Raw genomic sequence first — 21,660 nt, 5'->3', positions numbered from 1 at the left:
TTGTAGGCAAGCCCGGGCCGCGCCAGCCGTGCGCCGGTTTCGTCAATCCCGCACGGGCAGAAATGACCGTCAGGCGCCCGCGATCACGGTCTTTTCGACCAGCCGGTCGTCACCCAGAACGATCATGGCGAACAGCAGTTCGTCCAGACTGCTGGCGCGCGCCGTTCGGCGGGCCAGCAAGGGCGTGGCCTGCGGATTGAGAACGATGAAGTCGGCTTCGCAGCCCGGCTGCAGGTTGCCCACCACGCCCGCCAAGCCGAGCGCCTGCGCCGCGCCGGCGCTGTGCTGCCACCACAGGTGCTGGGGCGTCAGGCTCAGGCCGGGCCGGAGCTGCCCGCCCTGCTCCACCGAGGCGCGGCCCACGTAGTACGCGGCCAGCATGGTGTGAAACGGGCTGAAGCTGGTACCGCCGCCCACGTCGCTGGCCAGGCCGTAGCGGAAGCCCGCGCGGTCGGCACCGGCGTAGTCGAAGAAGCCGCTGCCCAGGAACAGGTTGCTGGTCGGGCTGACCGCCGCCGCCGTGCCGGTGTCGCGCATCAGGGCCCGGTCGGCGTCGTCGAAGTGGATGCAGTGCGCGTAGACCGCACGTTCGCGCATCAGGCCGAAATCGTCGTAGACCGACAGATAGCTTCGCGCGGCGGGAAACAGCTGACGCACCCAGGCCACCTCGTCCCGGTTCTCGGCCACATGCGACTGGATCCAGACGTCGGGGTAGCGGGCGGCCAGCTCACCCGCGCCGCGCAGCTGCGCCTCGGAGCAACTGGGCGCGAAGCGCGGCGTGATGGCATAGCCCAGCCGGTCCTTGCCGTGCCATTGCCGGATCAGTGCCTCGGTGTCGGTGAGGGACTGCTCGGTGTCATCACGCACGCCGTCGGGCGAGTGACGGTCCTGCAGCACCTTGCCGGTGATCAGGCGCAGCCTGTGTTTTTGCGCTTCACCAAACAGGGCGTTTACCGACGCGGGGTGCGAGGTGGCAAAGGTCAGCGCCGTCGTGACGCCGTTGCGCAGCAGCTCCGCTATGAAAAACGTAGCTGCCTGCGCACTATGGTCAAGGGCTACAAAGCGTTTTTCTTCAGGAAACGTGTAGTTCTCGAGCCACGGCAGCAAGCCCTCGGCGGGCGAGCCGATCACGTCCGTCTGCGGGTAATGCAGGTGCAGATCCACAAAGCCGGGCGCGAGGATGCGTCCCGGCAGGTGCTCGACGGTAATGCCGGGAAAACGGACCGCCAGATCGCGGTACGGTCCGACCGCGTGCACGACCTCTACCGCGTTCGTGCCGGGCCCGACCACCAGCAGGCCGTCTTCTTCATAGACGGCCGATCGGTGCGGGTCGCCATCGGTGGCGAAACGGAGAATGGCGGCGCGGTAGGCATGCATGGCAGCGCTATTTTGCGATCTTTCCCTGCACGCCTGATACGAGAAAATTCATATTCAGTATTTGTTCATCGCTCAAGGCCTGGCCCCTGGCCAGCACGAGGTGGCCTTCGTTGTCCTCGATCGGACCGGCGAACGGCTTGAGCTTGCCGCTGGCGATGTCTTTCTCGCGCGCCAGCACTTCGCTGCGAACCGCCTTGGGCACTTTAGCCCCAAAGCCTTCCATGCGGATCATGCCCTCCTTGACGCCGCCCCAGACATTGCCGCTCTTCCACGTGCCGTTCAGCACCGCCCGCGCGCGCGCCGTGTAGTAGGCGCCCCACTGATGCGTCACCGCGACGATCTGCGCGTCGGGCGCGACGGCCCGCATGTCGGAGTGGTAGGCCACGGCGAGCTTGCCACGCTCCTGGGCCGCTGCCATCACGGCATTCGAGCCGGTGTGGAAGGCAATCACATCGGCACCCTGGTTGAACAGCGTCATGGCGGCATCGCGCTCGCGCGGCGGGTCGAACCAGCTGTTCAGCCAGATCACCTTCACCACTGCCTTCGGGTTCACCGAACGCATGCCCAGCGTGAAGGCATTGATGCCCTGCAGTACCTCGGGAATCGGAAAGCCCGCGACATAGCCCGCGACGTTGGTTTTGGTCATGCGCCCGGCCGCGATGCCCGACAGGTAGCGGCCCTCGTAGTAGCGCGCATTGGCCACCGCGACGTTGGGCGCCGTCTTGTAGCCCGTGATGGATTCGAACTTCACATCCGGAAAGTCTTTGGCCACCCGGAGCGTGGGCTCCATGTAGCCAAAGCTCGGCGTGAAGATGAGTTTGTTGCCCTGCTGCGCAAGGTCGCGGATCACGCGCTCGGCGTCGGCGCCTTCGGGAACATTTTCCACGTACGTGGTCTTGACCTTGTCACCCAGTGCCGCCTGCACGGCCTGGCGTCCCAGTTCGTGCTGATGCACCCAGCCGGCCGGCGTGATGGGCGTGACATAGACAAAGGCGATCTTGAGCGGCTCTTTGAGAGCCACGGGTGCGGCGTCTTTGGCTTGGGAAAAAGCGGGAGAAAACAGGCAGGCGGCCGCGAGCGCGGCAGCGAGGTTTTTATACATGGTAGTCCTCTACATGGCCCCGGTATGAACAAACGCAAAACCCGCCGGGGCGGCGGGTCGGTGCGGCGCTATTTTACCGCGCTCTCCCTGTCATTCCCGCGCAGGCGGGAATCCACGGCAACGTGCCAACCCCGTCTGGATTCCCGCCTGCGCGGGAATGACAAGAGTATTTGCGGGAATGGCATGGAGTAGGGAATGACGAAGAGTCATTCAAACGAGACAAACACCTCAGCAACCTGGTCTAGGTAGCGGCGCTTCGCGCCCGACTCGATGAAGCTCGCCTCGAAGCTGTTGCACGCTAACTGGTAGGCGTGTTGCGCGGTCAGTCCCGTTGCCGCGAAGGTCTGCAGGAAGTTCTCGTTCATGTAGCCGCCGAAGTAGGCCGGATCGTCGGAGTTGACGGTGGCCACGAGGCCCGCATCCAGCAGCGCGCCGATGTTGTGGTCGGCGAGCTGCGGGAACACGCAGAGCCTGAGATTGGATAACGGGCACACGGTCAGCGGAATGCGGTCACGGGCAAGGCGCTGCATCAGAGCGGGATCTTTCGACGACTGCACGCCGTGGTCGATGCGTTCGACCCGCAGCACATCGAGCGCGGTCCAGATATAGGCGGGCGGCCCCTCCTCGCCGGCATGCGCCACCAGATGCAAGCCCAGTTCGCGGCAGCGCGCAAACACGCGTGCGAATTTTTCGGGCGGATGCCCGAGCTCGCTCGAATCGAGCCCGACGCCGATGAACTTGTCGCGGTGCGGCAGCGCCTGCTCCAGCGTCTCGAAAGCCTCTGTTTCACTCAGGTGCCGCAGGAAACACAGGATCAGCGACGCGCTGATGTTCAGTTCGGCCTGGGCGTCCACACAGGCGCGGTGCAGGCCGTTGATCACCGTGTCCATCTTGATGCCGCGCGCCGTGTGGGTTTGCGGGTCGAAGAAGATTTCCGTGTGCGCTACGTTATCCATAGCAGCTCGCGCAAGGTAGGCGCGGGCCATATCGTAAAAGTCCTGCTCATGCAGGAGCACGCTGGCGCCCGCGTAGTAAATGTCCAGAAAGCTTTGCAGGTTGGTGAAGGCATAGGCGCGGCGCAGGTCCTCCACGCTCGCGTAGGGAAGGGCCACGCTGTTGCGCTGCGCGAGAGCGAAGATCAGTTCGGGCTCGAGCGAGCCTTCGATGTGGATGTGCAGCTCGGCCTTGGGCATGCGGCGCAGCAGCTCCGGCAGGCGGTCAGGGGATATGGGTTTCACGGCAATGTTCATCAGCAGACTCCAAACGTGATGCCGAGGGTTTTGAGGTGGCGCCGATAGGCCGACGAGGCCTTGTCGGCGGCGGTGTGCAGCTCGGCCCGCAAGTCCAGCGGCAGGCGTCGCGGGCGCTGCGATTCGAGCACCGGCTGGTCCTGCATGAAGATGGTGTGCTGGAACGCGCGCAGCTTGTCGTCCGGCGACTCGAAATCGGCCACCGCGAGCCGGAACCACACGCAGCTGGCTTCCGGTGTCAGCGGGCAGACGAACAGGGCGATGGACTCGTGGTAGCCCGCGATGGCCACCGTGGCGGCGTCCGGCACCTTGGTCAGGACGGCGCTGTACGGCCCGGTCACTTCGTAGGTGTACTCCACCTGGGCAGGCGCCGTCGAATGCAGATTGGATTGCGGCTGCCAGGCCTTGCAGCCGGTGGCCAGCAAACCGGTGGGCGTGGGCCGCACCTGGTAGTCGTCGATCGCGGTGGCGTGGCGTGCGTCGCCGGGCACGCTGCGCATTCCGAGCCAGCCTTCGTGCACGAAACCGAAGTGCGCCATGTCCAGGAAATTCTCGACCAGCCGCGGCGCGCTGGTGGCCACCCCGTAAGGGCCGCAATGGAGCTTGCGCAGGCGCGCATCGTCTTCCGCGGCAAACGCGGGCAGCGCGGCCTCGCCCTGCACAATCTGCACCCATACCAGCCCGTAGGCTTCGCGCGCCGCATAGGTGTGGGCGCAACTGGAGGCCGGGGGCACAAAGCTGGGCAGCGCCGGCACGTGCATGCAGCGGCCCGATGCCTCGAATTGCCAGCCGTGATACGGACACTCCAGTCGGCCGTCCTGCACCCGCCCGAGCGACAGCCGGGCGCCGCGGTGCGGACACTGGTCGGCCCAGGCGTGCACCGTGCCGGCCGCATCGCGCCAGAGCACCACATCGCGCTCGAGCAGGCGCGCCGCGAGCGGCTGCCCCACCACATCGGCACCGAGTGCCACCGGATGCCACAGTGTTTCTTCGATCATGGTTTTCCAATAAAAAAGGGCCGCCTCACGACGACCCTTGGCTTTATGACGATCAATTATTTCTTGTCGCCGGGGACCTTGCCTTCCACGCCCTTGACGTAGAAGTTGATGGCCTGCAGGAACTTGTCATCGGCCACCGCATCCTTGGCCAGCACCACCTTGCCGGTGTTGTCCACGATGGGACCTTTCCAGATCGCGAACGAGCCGTCTTTCAGGCCGCTCTTGATCTCGTCGATGCGGGTCTTGGTCTCAGTAGGCACATCGTCGGCGATCGACACCATGTCGATGGCGCCTTCCTTGACACCCCACCAGCTGCGGCTGGAGGTCCACTTGCCGTCGAGCACGTCATGCACGGTCTTGATGTAGTACGGCGCCCAGTTGATGATGGCCGAGCCCAGGTGCGCCTTCGGGCCGTAGGCCGTCATGTCGGAATCCCAGCCGAACGCGCGCTTGCCCTTTTCTTCCGCGGTCTTGAGCACCGCGGGCGAATCGGTGTTCTGGAACAGCACGTCGGCGCCGCCGTTGATCAAGGCCGTCGCGGCCTCGGTTTCCTTGGGCGGGTTGTGCCAGTCGTTGACCCACACCACCTTGGTCCGGATCTTGGGGTTGCTCGACTGCGCGCCCAGCGTGAAGCTGTTGATGTTGCGCAGCACTTCGGGGATCGGCACCGAGCCGACCACGCCCAGCGTGTTGCTCTTGGTCATCTTGCCCGCGATCACGCCGGCCATATAGGCACCTTCGTAGGTGCGGCTGTCGTAGGTGCTCATGTTGTCGGCGGTCTTGTAGCCGGTAGCATGCTCGAACTTCACATCCGGAAAATCCTTCGCCACCTTGAGCATGGGCTCCATGTAGCCGAACGTGGTGCCGAAGATCAGCTTGTTGCCTTGATTGGCAAGGTCACGCAACACGCGTTCGGCATCCGCCCCTTCGGGCACGCTCTCGACAAAACTGGTGACCACCTTGTCGCCGAATTCCTTGTCGACCGCCTTGCGGGCCTGGTCGTGCGCATAGCTCCAGCCACCGTCGCCGACCGGGCCGACGTAGGCGAAAGCGATCTTCAAGGGCTCGGGCTTGGCAGGCGCCGGTGCCGACACGGGGGCCGGTGTCGCAGCCGGGGCCGGCGCGGCCTCCTCTTTTTTGCCGCAGCCTACCAGGGCCGCGGCCGCGATGGCCGACAGGGCCGCCACTTTGAGCATCGAGCGTTTTTTCAGGTCAGTCATGTCAGTCACTTTCTTGCAAGGTTGGACACAGGTTGGCAAAAATCCGATTATGAACCGGGGTAAAAGGGTTTTCCAAGCGAAGCCGGCATGTTGATGCGAATCCAGGCCGGGTTGCGCGAAATTAGCGCCAGTACCACCACGGTGGCCAGATAAGGTGTCATCGCCAGGAACTGGCTGGGCATCTCCACACCCCGGCTCTGCAGGTAAAACTGCAGCATGGTGACGCCGCCGAACAGGTAGGCGCCGAGCAGCACGCGCGCCGGCCGCCAGGTCGCAAAGGTGGTCAGCGCCAACGCGATCCAGCCCTTGCCGGCGACCATACCCTCGACCCACAGCGGCGTGTAGACCAGCGAGATATAGGCCCCCGACATACCGCACAGTGCGCCACCGGCCACCACCGCCGCCAGGCGGATGCGCCGCACCGGGTAGCCCAGGGCGTGCGCCGAGTCGGGCGATTCGCCCACGCTGCGCAGCACCAGGCCGGCGCGCGTTCGGTACAGGAACCAGATCAGGCCGAAGGCCAGCGCGATGGTCACGTACACCAGCGGATGCTGGCGAAACAGGGCCGGGCCGATCAGCGGAATATCGCCCAGCACGGGGATGGAAAAATGCGGGCGCTCGGGCAATTTGGCCTGCACGTAACCGGCGCCCACAAAGGCCGAAAAGCCGGCCCCGAACAGGGCCAGCGCCAGCCCGGTCGCGTACTGGTTGGTGTTGAGCCAGATCACCAGCACGCCAAAGATGGCGGCCAGCACGGCGCCCGCGCCCATGCCCGCTAGAAAACCGATCCAGTCGCTGCCGGTATGCACGACAACGGCGAACCCGGCAATGGCCGAACACAGCAGCAGGCCTTCGGCCCCGAGGTTGACGACGCCGGCCTTTTCATTGATCAGCAGACCCAGCGAGGCGATGGCGAGCACGGTGCCCGCATTCAGCATGGAGGCGAAGAGCAGGGCATAGGATTCCATCACTTCACTCCCTCTTTGTTCGACCAGGTGGTCTTGATCCGGTACGCAATCAGGGTGTCGCAGCCCAGCAGGGTGAACAGCAACAGACCCTGGAACACATCGGTGAGCGACTTGGGCAGGCCCAGACGCGATTGCGCGAGTTCGCCGCCGATGTAGAACATGCTCATGAGGATGGACGAGAACACGATGCCCACCGGATGCAGGCGCCCGACAAAGGCCACGATGATGGCCGCAAAACCGTAGCCCACCGGGATGTAGGGGGTGAGCTGGCCGACCGGGCCGGCCACCTCCAGCGCGCCGGCCAGGCCCGCCGCGCCGCCCGAGATGAGCAGCGCCGTCCACAGGGCCTGGCGCGATGAAAAGCCCGCGTAGCGCGCGGCGGCGGGCGCGAGACCGCCCACCTGCTGTGCAAACCCGGCGCGTGTGCGAAACAAAAACACCCACAGCGCCGCCACACCGCCCAAAGCAATCAGGAGCCCGATGCTCACGCGCGAGCCGTGCATCAGCCGCGGGATTTGCGTCACCGCCTCGAAGGTCTTGGTTTGCGGAAAGTTGTAGCCCGCCGGATCTTTCCAGGGACCGAACACCAGATAACTGAGCACATAGATGGCGACGTAGACCAGCATCAGGCTGACCAGGATTTCGTTGGCATTGAAGCGGTCGCGCAAAAAGGCCGTGATGGCCGCCCAGGCCATGCCGCCGAGCACACCGGCGCCCATGATGGCGATGACGATCCAGCTGCCGGTGCTCTTGTCGGCCAGCAGCGCCACGCCGCCCGCGGCCACGGCACCGATCACGTACTGGCCTTCGGCGCCGATGTTCCAGACGTTGGTGCGGAAGCACACCGCCAGCCCCAGCGCAATCAGGAGCAGCGGCGTGGCCTTGACCATCAGCTCGCCCAGTGCGTACGGGGAGCGGATCGGCTCCCAGAAAAACACCTGCAAGCCCTTGACCGGGTCCTTGCCCAGCGCCACGAACAGGATGACGCCGATGATGACGGTGATCAGCAGCGCCAGGAGGGGCGAGCCGTAGCTCCAGAATTTCGACGCCTGCGGGCGCGCTTCAAGCTTGAGCATGCTGCACCTCCGCGCTGGCCGGCGCATTCCACAGGCCGCTCATCCATTCGCCGATCTGGGCCACGGTGGCGCGCGCGCGATCGACCGAGGGCGACAGCCGCCCCTTGGCGATCACATACAGGCGGTCGCTGATCTCGAACAGCTCGTCGAGCTCCTCGCTGACCACCAGCACGGCGCAGCCCGCATCGCGCAGCGCCAGGATTTCACCGCGAATCTGCGCCGCGGCGCCGACATCGACACCCCAGGTCGGCTGCGAGACGATCAGCAGCGTCGGATTCGCGTCGATCTCGCGCCCGACAATGAACTTTTGCAGATTCCCGCCGGACAGCGAGCGGGCCTCGGCGTTCGGGCCGCCGGCCTTGACATTGAAGCGCCGGATGATGTCGCTGGCCTGGGCTTCGAGCGCGCGCACGTTGATCCAGCCGCGATTCCACCAGGCGGTGCCGATTGCATTGCGCCGCGTCAGCAGCAGGTTATGCGCCAGCCCGAGCGTGGGCACGGCACCGCGCCCCAGCCGCTCTTCCGGCACAAAGTGCACGCCCAGCGCGCGCCGGCGCCCCGGGCCGAACCTGCCGGCGCTCTGGCCTTTGATTTGAATCATCGGCGCTGCCGCGCGCGTGTCCTCGCCCGACAGCGCATACAGCAGCTCCTGCTGGCCGTTGCCCGAGACACCGGCGATGCCCACCACCTCGCCGGCGCGCACGCTCAGGGAGATGGCTTCCAGGTCCACGCCGAACTGGTTTTCGGTGGGCAGCGTCAACTGGTTCACCGCCAGCACGGTGGCGCCGGTTTTGACCTCGCGGTGCTGCAGCGCCGGCGGCTCGGCGCCGATCATCAGGCGGCTCAGCGAAGCGTTGGTCTCCTGGCGCGGGTCGCAGACCCCGGTCACCTTGCCGCCGCGCAGCACGGTGCAGGCGCTGCACAGCTCGCGGATCTCGTGCAGCTTGTGGCTGATGTACAGGATGCTGCAGCCCTCGGAGGCGATCTTCTTGAGCACCCCAAACAGCCGGTCCACGGCCTGCGGCGTCAGCACCGAGGTGGGCTCGTCCAGGATCAGCAGCTTGGGGTCGGTCAGCAGCGCGCGGATGATTTCCACGCGCTGCATCTCGCCCACGCTGAGCGTGTGCACCGGGCGCAGCGGATCGACCTCGACGCCGTATTCGGCCGCCTTGGTGGTGATACGCCGCGTGACCTCCGCCAGCGTCAGGCTCCTGGACAGCCCGAGCCAGACGTTCTCGGCCACGGTCAGCGTGTCGAACAGGCTGAAGTGCTGGAACACCATGCTGATGCCCAGAGCGCGCGCCTCCTGCGGGTTGCGGATGTGCACCGGCTGGCCGTTGAACACGACGCTGCCTTCGTCGGGCTTGACCGAGCCGTAGATGATTTTCATCAGCGTCGATTTGCCGGCGCCGTTTTCACCGAGCACGGCATGGGTTTCGCCGGCCTGCACGGTGAGCGACACATCACTGTTGGCGACCACCGCCGGGTAGCGCTTGGTGATGTGCGCGAGCTGGAGTCTGGGAGGAGTCATGGCGCCGATTGTCTCTCGTATATTTATGGTTGAACAGGCTTCGGGTCGTGGCACAGTATGGGTAGTTCGCTATTTCTTTCGTAGCGCTTCGGCGACCGACCGGACGCGCTCGCGCAGCCATTTGGCGGCGCTGGAGGCGTGGCTGCGTTCATGCCAGAGCTGGTAGTACATCAGCTGCGGGAATTCGATCGGGCAGGGCAGGATTTTGACCGGCAAGCGCTCGGTGAAGCGTTCGCAATACTGGCGCCCCGTGGTCAGCACCAGCAGGCTCGAAGCCACCATCGCGGGGATCAGGCCGAAATGCGGGCAGCGCGCCGTGATGTTGCGCTGCAGGCCCAGCGAGTCGAGATGGTCGTCAATCACGCCGCGCCCGCCCGGGTGCAGCGGCGTGGGCGCGATGTGCTCGCCCTGCAGCCAGCTCGCGGCGTCCCAGGGCCGGCGCACGGCAGGATGATCCTTGCTGACCAGGCACACCACCTCGTCGCCAAACAGGCGGCCCATGTGCAGGTCGTCCGGGGCCTTGAGCCAGTTGCCGATCACCACGTCGACCTCACCCTGCGCCAGATGCGTGTGGTAGTCGGAGTCGGCCGACAGCGGGTGGATTTCGATGTGGCACAGCGGCGCCTGGGCCTTGATTTGCGCGACCAGCTGCGGCAGAAAAAACGGGTCCAGGTAGTCGCTGGCGGCGACGCGGAACGTGTTGCGCGCGGTTTGTGGCTCGAACCCGCGCGCCTCGGTAAACAGCACCTCGGCCGCGCGCAGGATGCCGGCGCTGGGCTCGACCATGCGCAGCCCGGCGTCGGTGGGCACCATGGCGGCGCCCGAGCGCACCAGCAGCGGGTCGCCGGCCAGCTCGCGCAGGCGCTTGAGCACCGCGCTCACCGCGGGCTGGGACATGCCCAGGCGGATGGCGGCTCGCGAGACGTTGCGTTCGGTTAGCACGGTGTACAAGACCCTGATCAAGTGGAGGTCTATCTTGTCAAAAAGCGCCTGGTCTCTCATATAGGTATGTGCATGCTCGTCATATGCCGATGCTTATGTCGGATCGCCGCCGCCGGTGCGCTCTTTTGCGCAGGGACACTTTTGTGTCCGATGCACGAAACCATTCGATTCGTCAGTTGCCGCCGCCAGCCTGTCTCGCTGGGCAATGTACCACCCGCCCGCCCGGATGGTCGAGCTGGCCGCCTACAGCCGCTGCATCCACGACGCCATCTCGTCGGCCACCTGCGCCACCAGCGCCGGCTGGCCCGCGAGGTAGTGGTTGCCGCCCTGGATATCCACATTGCGGATGCGCGGGCCGCCGGCGCTCAGCCACGCATCGCGCGTGCTCGGAAAGGTGGACTGGTCTGCCGTGTAGGTGCACAGCAGCGCCGGCACGCTGGTGCGGGCCAGATTGGCCGGGCCGTCGGCACGGCTGTGCGATGACCATTGCGACAGGAACGCGGTGAGCGAGGTAATGCGGCCCATCTGGCTGGCCGCGTAGTTGACGGCGCGCGCACCCTCAACCCCGTTGCCCCAGACGCTGCCGGGCTGCCGGTCGTTCGGCTCGATGCTGAGATCGAGGCAGCGCGGGTCGGCATGGGTGCGGTAGATGACGAAGGTCTGGTCGCACGGGCTGCCGGGCGTGCGCTGGCTGCGCAGCAGGCGCAGGCGCGCCCAGACCCAGTCCTCGATGCGTGCGAGGCGTGCGCGCTGCGCGGCCTTGAAGCGGGCCAGGAATTCAGGCGTGTACGGCGGCGAATGGGCCGCGCTGTAGATATCAAGCGCCGGGTCGGCGCTGAGCGGGTCGTGCTCATCGATCACCGAGGGGTCGATCCAGTTGCGCATCAGGATGGAGCGGCCTTCGTGCGCGGCGCACAGCGCCAGGCCGTCCGCCGGCGGCAGGTCGGCCGCCGACAGCCCGGCCGGGTCGCCGTCCACCAGGGTGTCGATGGTGAGCCGCTCGGCCTGGGCCTGGTAGAAACTGGCCAGCGAGGCGCCGCCCGAATTGCCGATCAGCACCACCTTGTCGTAGCCCTGCGCGCGCAGCCATTGCACCCCCGCCCCCAGATCCTGGATCACGCGCTCCATCAGCAGCAGGGTGTCGTTGCCCGCGTAGCGCGAGTTCAGCCCCAGGCAGCAGATGCCGCGCTCGGCCAGCGGCCCGATCAGGTAATGCCCCATGAAATTGCTGGCCGGATGCATCACGATGGCGGCGGTCTTTTTGGGGCCGGCCGGCGCCGCATAGGCGCCGTAAATGCGCGGGCGCAGCAATTGCAGGCCCGACTGGCTTTCCAGCGCGGCGCCGGGCTTCACATCGATCACGGCAAGTTGCAGTGCAGGCATGGGTCCTCTCGATTCGGCTCCTGGCTTGATGAAAGTTGTACCGGGTTGTACCTTATTCGGCAAACAAATCTACCAGCGTCTGGCGCAGCCAGCGATTGCAGGGGTCGGCCTCGAAGCGCCGGCTCCAGTGCAGCGACACGGTGAAGTCGCGCAGCGGGAATTTCGGCTCGAGGATGGCGTAGCCCCCGCCGGCGTTGAATTCGCGCGCGATATTGCGCGGCATCACCACGCCCAGGTCGGTGGCCTTGACGATGGCGGGCAGCACCAGGTAGTGCGTGGTGGTCATGCGCAGCTGCTTTTCCAGCTTGAGCATCTTCAGGATGCGCAGCGTATCGCTGTGGGAGCGCACCGCCACCAGCTCGACGCGCCGCAACTCCGCCATCGTCGGTGCCTTGCCGCGGCTGGACTTCACCAGCGGGTGGCCGGCACGCAGCAGCAGCACATAGCGGTCGTCGAGCAGGCGCTCACGCCGTGTGTCGGTGACGGTGGGCAGGAAGCCCACGGCAAAGTTGAGGTAGCCGCTGTCCAGCCCCGGCACCACCTGGGCCGGCTCGAGTTGCACCAGCTCCAGCCGCAGGCCGGGCGCAAGCTGCATCACACGCTGCATCAGCGGCGGCATGAACACGCGCTCGCCGATATCGCTCATGTGCAGGCGAACCAGGCGCTGCGAATTCGCCGGATCGAACTGCTCGTCCTCGGTCAAGGCCTGCTCAATCGCCGCCAGCGCGAGCTGCACCGCCACCGCCAGCCGCTCGGCACGCGGCGTCGGCTTGACGCCGCCGGGGGCGCGCTCGAACAAGGGATCCTTGAGCAACAGGCGCAGGCGCATCAGGCCCTGGCTGGCGGCCGGCTGCGTGAGGTCCAGCAGCTCGGCGGCGCGGCTCACATTGCGCGTGCGAAAGACGGTTTCAAACAGCCGCAGCAGGTTCAGGTCGATGTCTTTGATATGCATATATCTAATACCGAATATTCCGGTTATTTTATTGATTTATACAGCCATCGCCCGCAAGATTGAAGAATGCCCATCCACCCCACGTCACCAGGAGCCGCGCCCTTGCTGGCGAAAGTCAGCGTTCGCGCCGCCGTGCTGGACTTGCTGCGCGGCTTCAACATCACGACCCTGTTCGGCAACCCGGGCTCCACCGAATTGCCGCTGTTCCTCGATTTCCCCGCCGACTTCCGCTACGTTCTGGGCTTGCAGGAATCCGTGGTGGTGGGCATGGCGGACGGCTATGCACAGGCCACGCGCAATGCCTCGTTCGTGAACCTGCATTCGGCCGTGGGCGTGGGCCACGCCATGGGCAACATCTTCACCGCCCACAAGAACCGCACCCCGGTGATCATCACGGCGGGCCAGCAGGCGCGCTCCATCCTGCCGTTTGATCCATTCCTGTTCTCGGCCCAGGCCACCGAGCTGCCCAAGCCCTACGTCAAATGGAGCTGCGAGCCGGCGCGGGCCGAAGACGTGCCGCTGGCCATTGCCCGCGCCTACTACATCGCCATGCAGGAGCCGCGCGGGCCGGTGCTGGTGTCGGTCCCCGCGGACGACTGGGACAAACTCACCGAGCGGGTGCTGCCGCGCGTGGTGAGCACCGAATCGCGTCCCGAGCCGCGCGTGCTGGCGCAGATCGGCGCCGCGCTCGACGCCAGCGCGCGCCCGGCCTTCGTCATCGGCGCCGCGGTGGACCGCGGCAATGCCTGGAACGAGGTGCTGCAACTGGCCGAGCGCCACAACGCGCGTGTCTGGACGGCCCCCATGTCGGGACGCTGCGGCTTCCCCGAAGACCATCGCCTGTTTGCCGGATTCCTGCCGGCCATGCGCGAGGCGATTGTGAGTCTGCTCGGCGGTCACGACCTGATTTTTGCCATCGGCGCGCCAGCCTTCATCTATCACGTGGAAGGCGCCGGCCCGCATGTGCCCCCTGGCGCCACGCTGTACCAGCTGATCGACGACCCGACGATTGCGGCCTGGACGCCGGTCGGTACGTCGGCCGTAGGCAGCATCCGCCTGGGCGTGCTCGATTTGCTGGCGCGCCCGGCGCCCGCACCACGCGCCCTGCCAGCCTCGCGCGCCACGCTGCCGCGGGCCGAACCCTCGGTACCGATGTCGACGGCCTATGTGCTGCAGACACTGGCCGAAGTGCGCGAGCCGGCATCCATCGTGGTCGAGGAGGCGCCGAGCGCGCGCGCGCCCATGCACGACTACCTGCCAATTTTGCGCAGCGAAACCTTCTACACCATGTGCAGCGGCGGCCTGGGCCACAGCCTGCCGGCGGCCGTAGGCGTGGCACTGGCCAAACCCGGCGCGCGCGTGATCGGCCTGGTGGGCGACGGCTCCGCCATGTACTCGATCCAGGCGCTGTGGAGCGCGGCGCAGCTGCGGCTGCCCATCACCTTCGTCATCCTGAAAAACCGCCGCTATGCGGCGCTGCAGGAGTTCGCCCCGGCCTTCGGTTTCAGGCCCGAGGATCAGTTGGAAGGCACGGCCCTGCCCGACCTCGACTTCGTCGCGCTGGCCAAAGGCCACGGCTGCGACGCGGTGCATGTCAGCGACGCCGCGCAGTTGCACGAAGTCCTGCGCCAGGCGCTGCGCTCGACCAGCCCGATCCTGGTGGAAGTGGATGTGGCCTGAACGCCATCCCCTCAAAAAAAAGAAAAAACCCTCATGGTTCCCAAATTCGCCAAGGTTTCCCCGCTTGCCCAAAGCGCGGCATCACGTTAAGAATCCGGACACCGCCCGCTCACCCACGATAAGCCTCACTCGACCCAGACAGATTTTTCTTCAGCGCGATTTTTGGTTTCGACCTTTCCACCTTCTGCCTTCAAGAGCAGGAATCACAACCAGGAGACAAGACATGCGTTACACCAAACTGCACAGCACACTCACCACATTGCGTGCCCACGCGGGCACGGCGGCGCTGGCCGGCGCCACGGCTTTGCTGCTGCTCGGCACCGGGGCGCAGGCGCAGGACAAACCGGTCCAGCTCAAGCTGTCCAGCTGGGTGCCGCCACAGCATCCGCTGAACCCCTCGCTGATCGCCTGGGCCGAAGACATCAAAAAGGCGTCGGGTGGCAGCATCACCGCGACGATGTATCCGTCCGAGCAGCTCGGCAAGGCCTTCGACCACTACGACATGGCGCGTGACGGCATCGCCGACTTCGCCTACGTCAACCCGGGCTACCAGCCGGGGCGCTTCCCGGTGATGGCCGGCGCCGGCCTGCCCTTCCTGTTCTCCAACGCCAAGGGCGGCTCGGCCGCCATCGACGCGTGGTACCGCCCCTACGCGGCCAAGGAAATGAAGGACGTGCATTTCTGCTTCGCCTTCGTGCATGACCCCGGTACCTTCCATTCACACAAGAAGATCGTGCTGCCCTCGGATGTCAAGGACATGAAGATCCGTCCCGCCACCAGCACCATCGGCCAGCTCGTCACCTCGCTGGGCGGCACCAACGTGCAGGCGTCGGCACCGGCCGCGCGCGATGCGCTCTCGCGCGGCGTGGCCGACGCGATCACCTTCCCGTGGGGCTCCATCGTGCTGTTCGGCATCGACAAGGTGGTGAACTATCACATGGACGTGGCGCTGTACACGACGCCGTTCGTTTGGGTCATGAACAAGGACAAGTACAACGCCATGTCCCCCGCGCAGAAAAAGGTGATCGACGACCACTGCACCACCGAATGGGCCGAGAAGGTCGCCTCGCCCTGGGCCGACTTCGAGTACGCCGGCCGCGCCAAGATCGCCGCCGAACCCGGCCACGAGATCTACAAGCTGACGCCGGACCAGCTCGCTGCGTGGCACAAGGCGGTCGCGCCGGCCGAGGCCGAGTGGGCCAGCAGCGTGAAGAAGGCCGGCTACGACCCGAAGGCGGTGATGGACTCGCTCAAGCAGGAGCTGGTGAAGCACAAGGCCGGCCTGTAACGGCGGGCAGCAGCAGCCATGAAGCGCGATTTCATGGACCGCGTGATCGACACCATCGAGTGGCTGGCGGCGCTGTTCATCGGCATCGTCGCACTCGACATCTTCGTCGCGGTGGTGCTGCGCAAGTTCTTCAACACCTCGATCCCCGACAGCTACGACTTCGGCAAGCTGCTGCTGGGCACGCTGATCTTCTGGGGCATCGCCGCCACCAGCTACCGCGGCACGCACATCACGGTCGACCTGGTGTGGAGCAGCGCCAGCGTGCGCGGCAAGCGCTACATCGACGTCTTCGCGACGCTGGTACTGCTGTTCGTGGTGACCGTGCACACCTTCGCGATCTTCGACAAGGTGCGCGGCACCTACCACGACCACGTGCAGACCTTCGATCTGAACCTGCCCGTGTGGCCGCTGTACGCGCTGGCCTGGGCGGGGGACGCCGCGGCCGTGATGCTGATTGCCATCCGCACCTGGCAGCTGATCTTCCGGCCGGAACGGCTCGCCGAGCCGGAACATGGCCGGGAAGTTGAATGAGATGGAATACATGACGATTCACCTTGTTTCCGGGGGCGCGCGATGAGCAACGACATGGTGGCCCTGGTCGGCTTCGCCGTGCTGTTCATCCTGATGCTGGCACGCGTGCCGGTCGGCATGGCGATGGGCCTGGTGGGCGTGACCGGCTACAGCTACATCGTCGGCGGCGGGCCGGCCATGAAGCTGGTCAGCCTCACGTCGATGCGCACCGTCACCGACTACACCTTCGGCGTGATTCCGATGTTCATGCTGATGGGCGCGTTCGTGTCCGCGTCGGGCCTGTCGAAGGAAATGTTCCGGGCGGCCGACGCCTTCATCGGCCACCTGCGCGGCGGCCTGGGCATTGCCACCATCGTGGCCTGCGGTGGCTTCGCGGCCATCTGCGGCTCCTCGGTGGCGACCGCCGCCACCTTCTCCGTGGTCGCGTATCCGGAGATGCGCCGCTTCGGCTATCCGCAGTCGTTTTCGACCGGCGTGATCGCGGCCGGCGGCACGCTGGGCGCGATGCTGCCGCCCTCGACCGTGCTGGTGGTCTACGCCATCCTCACCGAACAGGACATCGGCAAGCTCTTCATGGCCGGCATCCTGCCGGGCCTGCTGGCCATGGCGATGTACGTGATCACCATCAATCTCATCGTCAAGCTCAGGCCGGACCTGCTGCCGGCCGGCGAGCGCAGGCCCTGGGGCGAGCGGGCCCAGGCGCTCAAGACGGTGTGGGCGCCGTTGACCCTGTTCATCTTCGTCATCGGCGGCCTGTACGGGGGATTCTTCACACCCACCGAGGCGGGCGGCGTGGGCGCGAGCGGCGCCTACCTGCTGGGCGTGCTGCGCGGCAAGCTCGATCGCAAGAAGACGCGCGACGCGCTGTTGCAGGCCACGCGCACCACGGCGGCGGTGTTCACGGTGCTGATCGGCGCGCTGCTGTTCGGCTACTTCCTCACGATCACGCAGACGCCGCAAAAGCTCACCGAATTCCTCACCTCACTGGGCATCGGCCGCTACGGCGTGCTGGCGCTCATGATGGTGACGTTCCTGATTCTGGGCAGCCTGATGGACGCGATGGCGATGATCATCCTGACGGTGCCCATCGTCTTTCCGGTCATCACCGCGATGGGGTTCGACCCCATCTGGTTCGGCATCATCATCGTGATGACGGTCGAACTCGGACTGATTCATCCCCCCGTGGGCATGAACGTGTTCGTGATCAAGAGCGTGGTGAAAGACGTGAGCTTCACCACCATCTTCAAGGGCGTGCTGCCCTTTATCGCCACCGACATCCTCCGGCTGGTCATCCTGATTGCGTTCCCCGTCATCGCGCTGTGGCTGCCGCAGCACATGGGCTGACACATCCGGGATACCCGCGCGTCCTATTCGGTCTTGGCGCCGTCCTTGAACCAGCGCGCGAACATCGCGCGCTCCTCGTCGGTCATGCCGGTGGCGTTGTTCATCGGCATGATTTTAGTGACCACGACCTGCTGGTACATGTCCTGCGCGTGTTCCTTGATCAGCGCCGGGGAGTCGAAGCGGATATTTTTCATCTGCACCGTGGCGCCGTGGCACATATAGCAGCGCTGCTCCACGATTTTTTGCACATCCTTGAAGGAAACATCGGCTGTAGCCCCCGTGGCGCCTGCACTTGTAGCTACGGAGTTGGTAGCAGCCGGCCTGATCCAGGCGATCACACCCGCGATCACCAGCATGCCGGCCAGCGCATACGGCAGCGGATTGCCGTTGCGCCCCAGTTTGAAGCCGTGGCGCATCACGAAGAACTGGCGGATGGCGGCGCCGGCGAACATCATGAGAATCAGCACCAGCCAGTTGTTCGGGTTGCTGTAGGCAAAGCTGTAGTGGTTGGACAGCATGGCAAACAGCACCGGCAGCGTGAAATAGGTGTTGTGCACGCTGCGCTGCTTGCCGCGCTTGCCGTGGATCGGGTCCACCGGCTGCCCGGCCTTGATGGACGCCACGACCTTGCGCTGGCCTGGAATGATCCAGAAGAACACATTGGCGCTCATCGAGGTGGCCATCATGGCGCCCACCAGCAGGAAGGCGGCGCGCCCGGCAAAGAGGTGGCAGGCCAGCCAGGACGCCACGCACACCAGCACCAGCACCAGCGCACCGACGATGGCGTCGCCGTTGTTGCGCTGGCCGAACACGCGGCAGATGCCGTCGTACAAGAGCCAGAACACCACCAGGAAGGCCAGCGCCGCCGCGATGGCCGCGGCCGGCGCCCAGTCCATGAGCGATTTGTCGATCAGGTAGATGTTGGCGCTCCACAGGTAGGAGACGGTGAACAGGCTGAAGCCGGTCAGCCAGGTGGTATAGCTTTCCCAGTAGAACCAGTGCAGATGGTCGGGCAGTCTGGGCGGCGCGACATTGAACTTGACGGGGTGGTAGAAGCCGCCGCCGTGCAGCGCCCAGAGTTCGCCGCTGACACCCTGTTTTTTGAGGTCCTCGTCGACCGGCGGCGTCAGGCTGCTGTCCAGAAAAACGAAATAGAACGAGGAGCCCACCCAGGCGATGGCGGTGATGACATGGACCCAGCGCAGCAGCAGGTTGGCCCAGTCGAGATAGTAACTTTGCATGTCTCTCAACCTCGCGGCGCGAAGCCGCATTTTTCCAACCTGCTCACCACTGCGGGCGCTCTGAGCAGAAATCCGGCCGCGAACTACAAAATTTGTGCCCCGCTGCGACCTGTACACGAGAAGTGTATACACTTTTCCGTCCGGGCTCCAGCGCCTTGCCGTGCCGGCGACTCAGTACAAACCCTAGATTTGGAGCTGCAGCAATTGCGCGGCAACGCCCACGGCAATCACCTCAGGTTCCTTGCCCTGGATGCCGGGCACGCCGATCGGGCAAGTGATGTGCGCCAGCTCCTCGGCCGTGAAACCGCGCGCCTCGAGCCGGTGCCGGAACGTGGCCCATTTGGTCTTGCTGCCGATCAGACCGATATAGGGCAGGTCGGCCCGCGCACGCTGGCGCTGCAGGCAGGCCGCCACGATGTCCAGGTCCTCGGCATGGCTGAAGCTCATGATGATCACGCGCGAACCCGGTGCCAGGTCCTTCACCGCGGACTGCACCGGATCGGAATATTCGCAGCGGACGTCGGCGGGAACGTCTTGCGGAAAGATGCCATCGCGACTGTCGATCCAGGTCAGCGAGAACGGCAGCATGGCGATCACGCGGGCCAGCGCGGCGCCCACATGGCCGCCGCCGAACAACGCGACCGGCTGCAGGCGGGGTGCCAGCCGTTCGCGCAGCGCCGGGACATCGGCCAGCGTGACGCATTCAAACTGCAGGTGCACAACACCGCCGCAGCATTGGCCCAGGCTCGGGCCCAGCGCAAAGCGCAGCACCGGCTCGCCCGGCGCACCGGCCAGGCGCGCGCGCGCAGCGTCGATGGCCTGAAACTCCAGATGACCACCCCCAATGGTGCCGATCAGGTCCTGCGCGAACACCGCCATCCAGGCGCCGCGCTCGCGCGGTGCCGAGCCTTTGGTTGACGCCACGCTGACCAGCACCGCGCCCTCACCCGCGAGCCGGGAGAAGAAAACTTCTGTCTTATTCACAAACCGATACCTCTGCGCGCGAACCTGTAGCGCGCGCCGCGACTGATTTCAGGCAAAGTATGCTCCGAGCCTTTTAAAACCCGTTCAGCCATCTCGTGCCTGCCGCCAATATGAATCACACCCCTCCCCTCCGGCTTCGAAAGACCGCTTCGGCGCCCGTCCCGAACCGGCGCCTGTTGCTGGGTGCCGGCTGCGCCGCAGCAGCGGCTCTGATCGCCGGCTGCACGACGGCACCAAGTCTGGCGCCTGCGCGCGCACCCGCGGCACCCGTGGCACCCTTTGTGCCAGGTGCGAGTACCGCGCCACGGGCTTCCACTGCGACCACGGCCCGCGAATACCGTCGTGACGCGGCACGTCACCTGTATGCCCTCAACGCCGACAGGATCTACAAGGGCAAGCTGCCGCCCATGCTGTACGCCGTCGGGGTGCTGCAGGTGGACATCGACGGCCGGGGCCGGGTACTGCGTACGCGCTGGATGCGCGCGCCCACCCAGGCCCCCGAAGTGATCGCCGAGATCGAGCGCACGGTACGCCAGGCGGCGCCGTTCCCGGCGCCGCAGCGGCTCGGTCAGGTCACCTACACCGACGTCTGGCTGTGGGACAAAAGCGGCCGCTTCCAGCTCGACACGCTGACCGAAGGGCAAATCGGGGAAGAGCCGCAGTAGCATGGTGCCGCGGCTCAGGAGCCGCGATAGGTCGAGTAGCTCCATGGGCTGACCAGGAGCGGGACGTGGTAGTGCTGATCGGTGTGGGCCACGCCGAAGTCCAGGCTCACCCGGCCCAGAAAATTCGGCTCGGGCAACGCCACGCCACGCGCCTTGAAATAGCCCGCGACGTCGAACACCAGGCGGTAGGTGCCCTGGCGCAGGCTGGCGCTGTCGAACAGCGGGGCGTCGGTGCGCCCGTCGCTGTTGAGCGTCAGTTTGCGGATCAGGGTCGTCGTGTCGCCCTGCGTGCTGTAGAACTCCACCGCCATGCCGGCCGCGGGGCAACCGTGCATGGTGTCCAGTACATGTGTGCTCAAGCCCATGGTGTATTCCGATCCATAAGGGTCCAACGGCAAAGCGCCAAATTTGGTCGACAGAAGTGTATACACTTTTTAAAAATGACGCTATCATGCCCTTCATGCAACCGTCCAGCACCAGTTTCATTGTCGATGCGCTGACCCGTGCCATCGTCGAGCACCGCCTGCAGCCCGGCGCCAAACTCGCCGAGCAGAAGCTGGCGGACCACTTCGGCGTGTCGCGCACGCTGGTGCGCCAGGCGCTGTTCCAGCTGGCGCAAAACCGGCTAATCCGGATGGAGCCGGCGCGCGGCGCCTTCGTGGCGGCACCGCCCGTTGCCGAGGCCAGGCAGGTTTTTGCGGTGCGCCGCATGCTCGAGGCCGAGATGACGCGCGCCTTTGTGCGCGAGGTCACGCCGGCCAAAATCCGCGCGCTCAAGGAACATGTGGCGCAGGAGCGGGCAGCGGTCGAGCACGAGGACGTGGCGGGCCGCACCGAGCTGCTGGGCGACTTTCATGTGCGCATGGCCGAGCTCATGGGCAACCAGGTGCTGGCGCAGATTCTGGGCAAGCTGGTGGCGCGCTGCGCGCTGATCACGCTGATGTACCAGAGCGCGAGCGCCGCCCGGCACTCCAATGAAGAACACGCCGAGATCATCAAGGCGCTGGCCGCGCGCGATGAAGAGCGTGCCGTGCACCTGATGAACGAGCACCTGCTGCACGTTGAAGAGAACCTGACCTTCGATCGCAAGGTGCCCACCAGCGATATTTCCATGGCCTTGTCCTGACC

The 21,660-nt window shown here is 65.6% G+C and carries 20 protein-coding genes; 6 read left to right on the top strand and 14 right to left on the bottom strand.

Translation table 11 applies throughout. The features are described 5' to 3' along the window. Positions 1–69 precede the first annotated feature (69 nt). The 11 genes from guaD to B0E49_RS13080 all read right to left on the bottom strand — a co-directional run bounded on the left by guaD (position 70) and on the right by B0E49_RS13080 (position 12,799). Positions 70–1,377 carry a guanine deaminase gene (gene guaD / locus B0E49_RS13130; protein WP_077562650.1) on the bottom strand — a complete coding sequence of 436 codons (1,308 nt, stop codon included), beginning with the start codon at positions 1,375–1,377 and terminating at the stop codon, positions 70–72. A gap of 7 nt (positions 1,378–1,384) precedes the next feature. Then, positions 1,385–2,479: a BMP family ABC transporter substrate-binding protein gene (locus B0E49_RS13125; RefSeq protein WP_077562649.1), complete on the bottom strand. Its 1,095-nt coding sequence runs from the start codon at positions 2,477–2,479 to the stop codon at positions 1,385–1,387. 206 nt (positions 2,480–2,685) lie between these two features. After that, complete coding sequence (locus B0E49_RS13120; RefSeq protein ID WP_077562648.1) at positions 2,686–3,729, bottom strand: adenosine deaminase; 1,044 nt, start codon at positions 3,727–3,729, stop codon at positions 2,686–2,688. After that, the gene (locus tag B0E49_RS13115; RefSeq protein ID WP_077562647.1) at positions 3,729–4,727 is read right to left on the bottom strand and encodes a Rieske 2Fe-2S domain-containing protein; all 999 of its coding nucleotides are present in this window, start codon (positions 4,725–4,727) and stop codon (positions 3,729–3,731) included. Before B0E49_RS13115 ends, B0E49_RS13120 begins: the two co-directional genes overlap by 1 nt. A 56-nt stretch (positions 4,728–4,783) precedes the next feature. Further along, positions 4,784–5,947 (bottom strand): BMP family ABC transporter substrate-binding protein, encoded by a 1,164-nt coding sequence (locus B0E49_RS13110; protein WP_077562646.1) that lies wholly within the window; start codon positions 5,945–5,947, stop codon positions 4,784–4,786. A gap of 47 nt (positions 5,948–5,994) precedes the next feature. Beyond that, the gene (locus B0E49_RS13105; RefSeq protein ID WP_077562645.1) at positions 5,995–6,915 is read right to left on the bottom strand and encodes an ABC transporter permease; all 921 of its coding nucleotides are present in this window, start codon (positions 6,913–6,915) and stop codon (positions 5,995–5,997) included. Then, positions 6,915–7,991: an ABC transporter permease gene (locus tag B0E49_RS13100; RefSeq protein ID WP_077562644.1), complete on the bottom strand. Its 1,077-nt coding sequence runs from the start codon at positions 7,989–7,991 to the stop codon at positions 6,915–6,917. The genes B0E49_RS13105 and B0E49_RS13100 overlap by 1 nt, the downstream gene beginning before the upstream one ends. Then, positions 7,978–9,522: an ABC transporter ATP-binding protein gene (locus B0E49_RS13095; protein ID WP_077562643.1), complete on the bottom strand. Its 1,545-nt coding sequence runs from the start codon at positions 9,520–9,522 to the stop codon at positions 7,978–7,980. The genes B0E49_RS13100 and B0E49_RS13095 overlap by 14 nt, the downstream gene beginning before the upstream one ends. 69 nt (positions 9,523–9,591) lie before the next feature. Further along, positions 9,592–10,524: a LysR family transcriptional regulator gene (locus B0E49_RS13090; RefSeq protein WP_077562642.1), complete on the bottom strand. Its 933-nt coding sequence runs from the start codon at positions 10,522–10,524 to the stop codon at positions 9,592–9,594. Positions 10,525–10,707: 183 nt separating this feature from the next. Further along, on the bottom strand, positions 10,708–11,847 hold the full coding sequence (locus tag B0E49_RS13085; protein WP_077562641.1) for an alpha/beta hydrolase: 1,140 nt from the start codon (positions 11,845–11,847) through the stop codon (positions 10,708–10,710). A gap of 52 nt (positions 11,848–11,899) precedes the next feature. After that, entirely contained in the window at positions 11,900–12,799 is a 900-nt protein-coding gene (locus tag B0E49_RS13080; protein ID WP_077562640.1) for a LysR family transcriptional regulator, read from the bottom strand. A gap of 66 nt (positions 12,800–12,865) precedes the next feature. On the opposite strand from B0E49_RS13080, the gene mdlC reads away from it, so the two are divergent. From mdlC to B0E49_RS13060, 4 genes are all read left to right on the top strand, one after another. Further along, entirely contained in the window at positions 12,866–14,479 is a 1,614-nt protein-coding gene (gene mdlC / locus B0E49_RS13075; RefSeq protein WP_077562639.1) for a benzoylformate decarboxylase, read from the top strand. A gap of 223 nt (positions 14,480–14,702) precedes the next feature. Beyond that, the gene (locus tag B0E49_RS13070; protein ID WP_077562638.1) at positions 14,703–15,767 is read left to right on the top strand and encodes a TRAP transporter substrate-binding protein; all 1,065 of its coding nucleotides are present in this window, start codon (positions 14,703–14,705) and stop codon (positions 15,765–15,767) included. 18 nt (positions 15,768–15,785) lie between these two features. Next, positions 15,786–16,298, top strand: coding sequence for a TRAP transporter small permease (locus B0E49_RS13065; protein WP_144264555.1), 513 nt, complete (start codon positions 15,786–15,788; stop codon positions 16,296–16,298). 42 nt (positions 16,299–16,340) lie between these two features. Beyond that, a complete protein-coding gene (locus B0E49_RS13060; protein WP_077562637.1) occupies positions 16,341–17,642 on the top strand; it encodes a TRAP transporter large permease in 1,302 nt (433 codons plus the stop codon). A 23-nt stretch (positions 17,643–17,665) separates the two neighbouring features. Here B0E49_RS13060 and B0E49_RS13055 read toward each other — a convergent pair whose 3' ends face one another. Then, complete coding sequence (locus tag B0E49_RS13055) at positions 17,666–18,883, bottom strand: urate hydroxylase PuuD (protein ID WP_077562636.1); 1,218 nt, start codon at positions 18,881–18,883, stop codon at positions 17,666–17,668. 183 nt (positions 18,884–19,066) lie between these two features. Beyond that, on the bottom strand, positions 19,067–19,867 hold the full coding sequence (gene xdhC, locus B0E49_RS13050; protein ID WP_077562635.1) for a xanthine dehydrogenase accessory protein XdhC: 801 nt from the start codon (positions 19,865–19,867) through the stop codon (positions 19,067–19,069). Between the two features lie 110 nt (positions 19,868–19,977). Between xdhC and B0E49_RS13045 the strand changes: the two genes are divergently transcribed. After that, on the top strand, positions 19,978–20,532 hold the full coding sequence (locus B0E49_RS13045) for a hypothetical protein (protein ID WP_286137997.1): 555 nt from the start codon (positions 19,978–19,980) through the stop codon (positions 20,530–20,532). A 14-nt stretch (positions 20,533–20,546) separates the two neighbouring features. Here B0E49_RS13045 and uraH read toward each other — a convergent pair whose 3' ends face one another. Beyond that, positions 20,547–20,897, bottom strand: a complete 351-nt coding sequence (uraH, locus tag B0E49_RS13040) for a hydroxyisourate hydrolase (protein ID WP_077562634.1) — start codon at positions 20,895–20,897, stop codon at positions 20,547–20,549. 95 nt (positions 20,898–20,992) lie between these two features. Between uraH and B0E49_RS13035 the strand changes: the two genes are divergently transcribed. After that, positions 20,993–21,658, top strand: coding sequence for a GntR family transcriptional regulator (locus tag B0E49_RS13035; protein WP_502688707.1), 666 nt, complete (start codon positions 20,993–20,995; stop codon positions 21,656–21,658). Positions 21,659–21,660: the final 2 nt, after the last annotated feature.

The sequence above is a fragment of the Polaromonas sp. C04 genome (assembly GCF_002002705.1).
GTDB lineage: Bacteria > Pseudomonadota > Gammaproteobacteria > Burkholderiales > Burkholderiaceae_C > Rhodoferax_A.
This window is presented reverse-complemented; position numbering and strand designations above follow the sequence as displayed.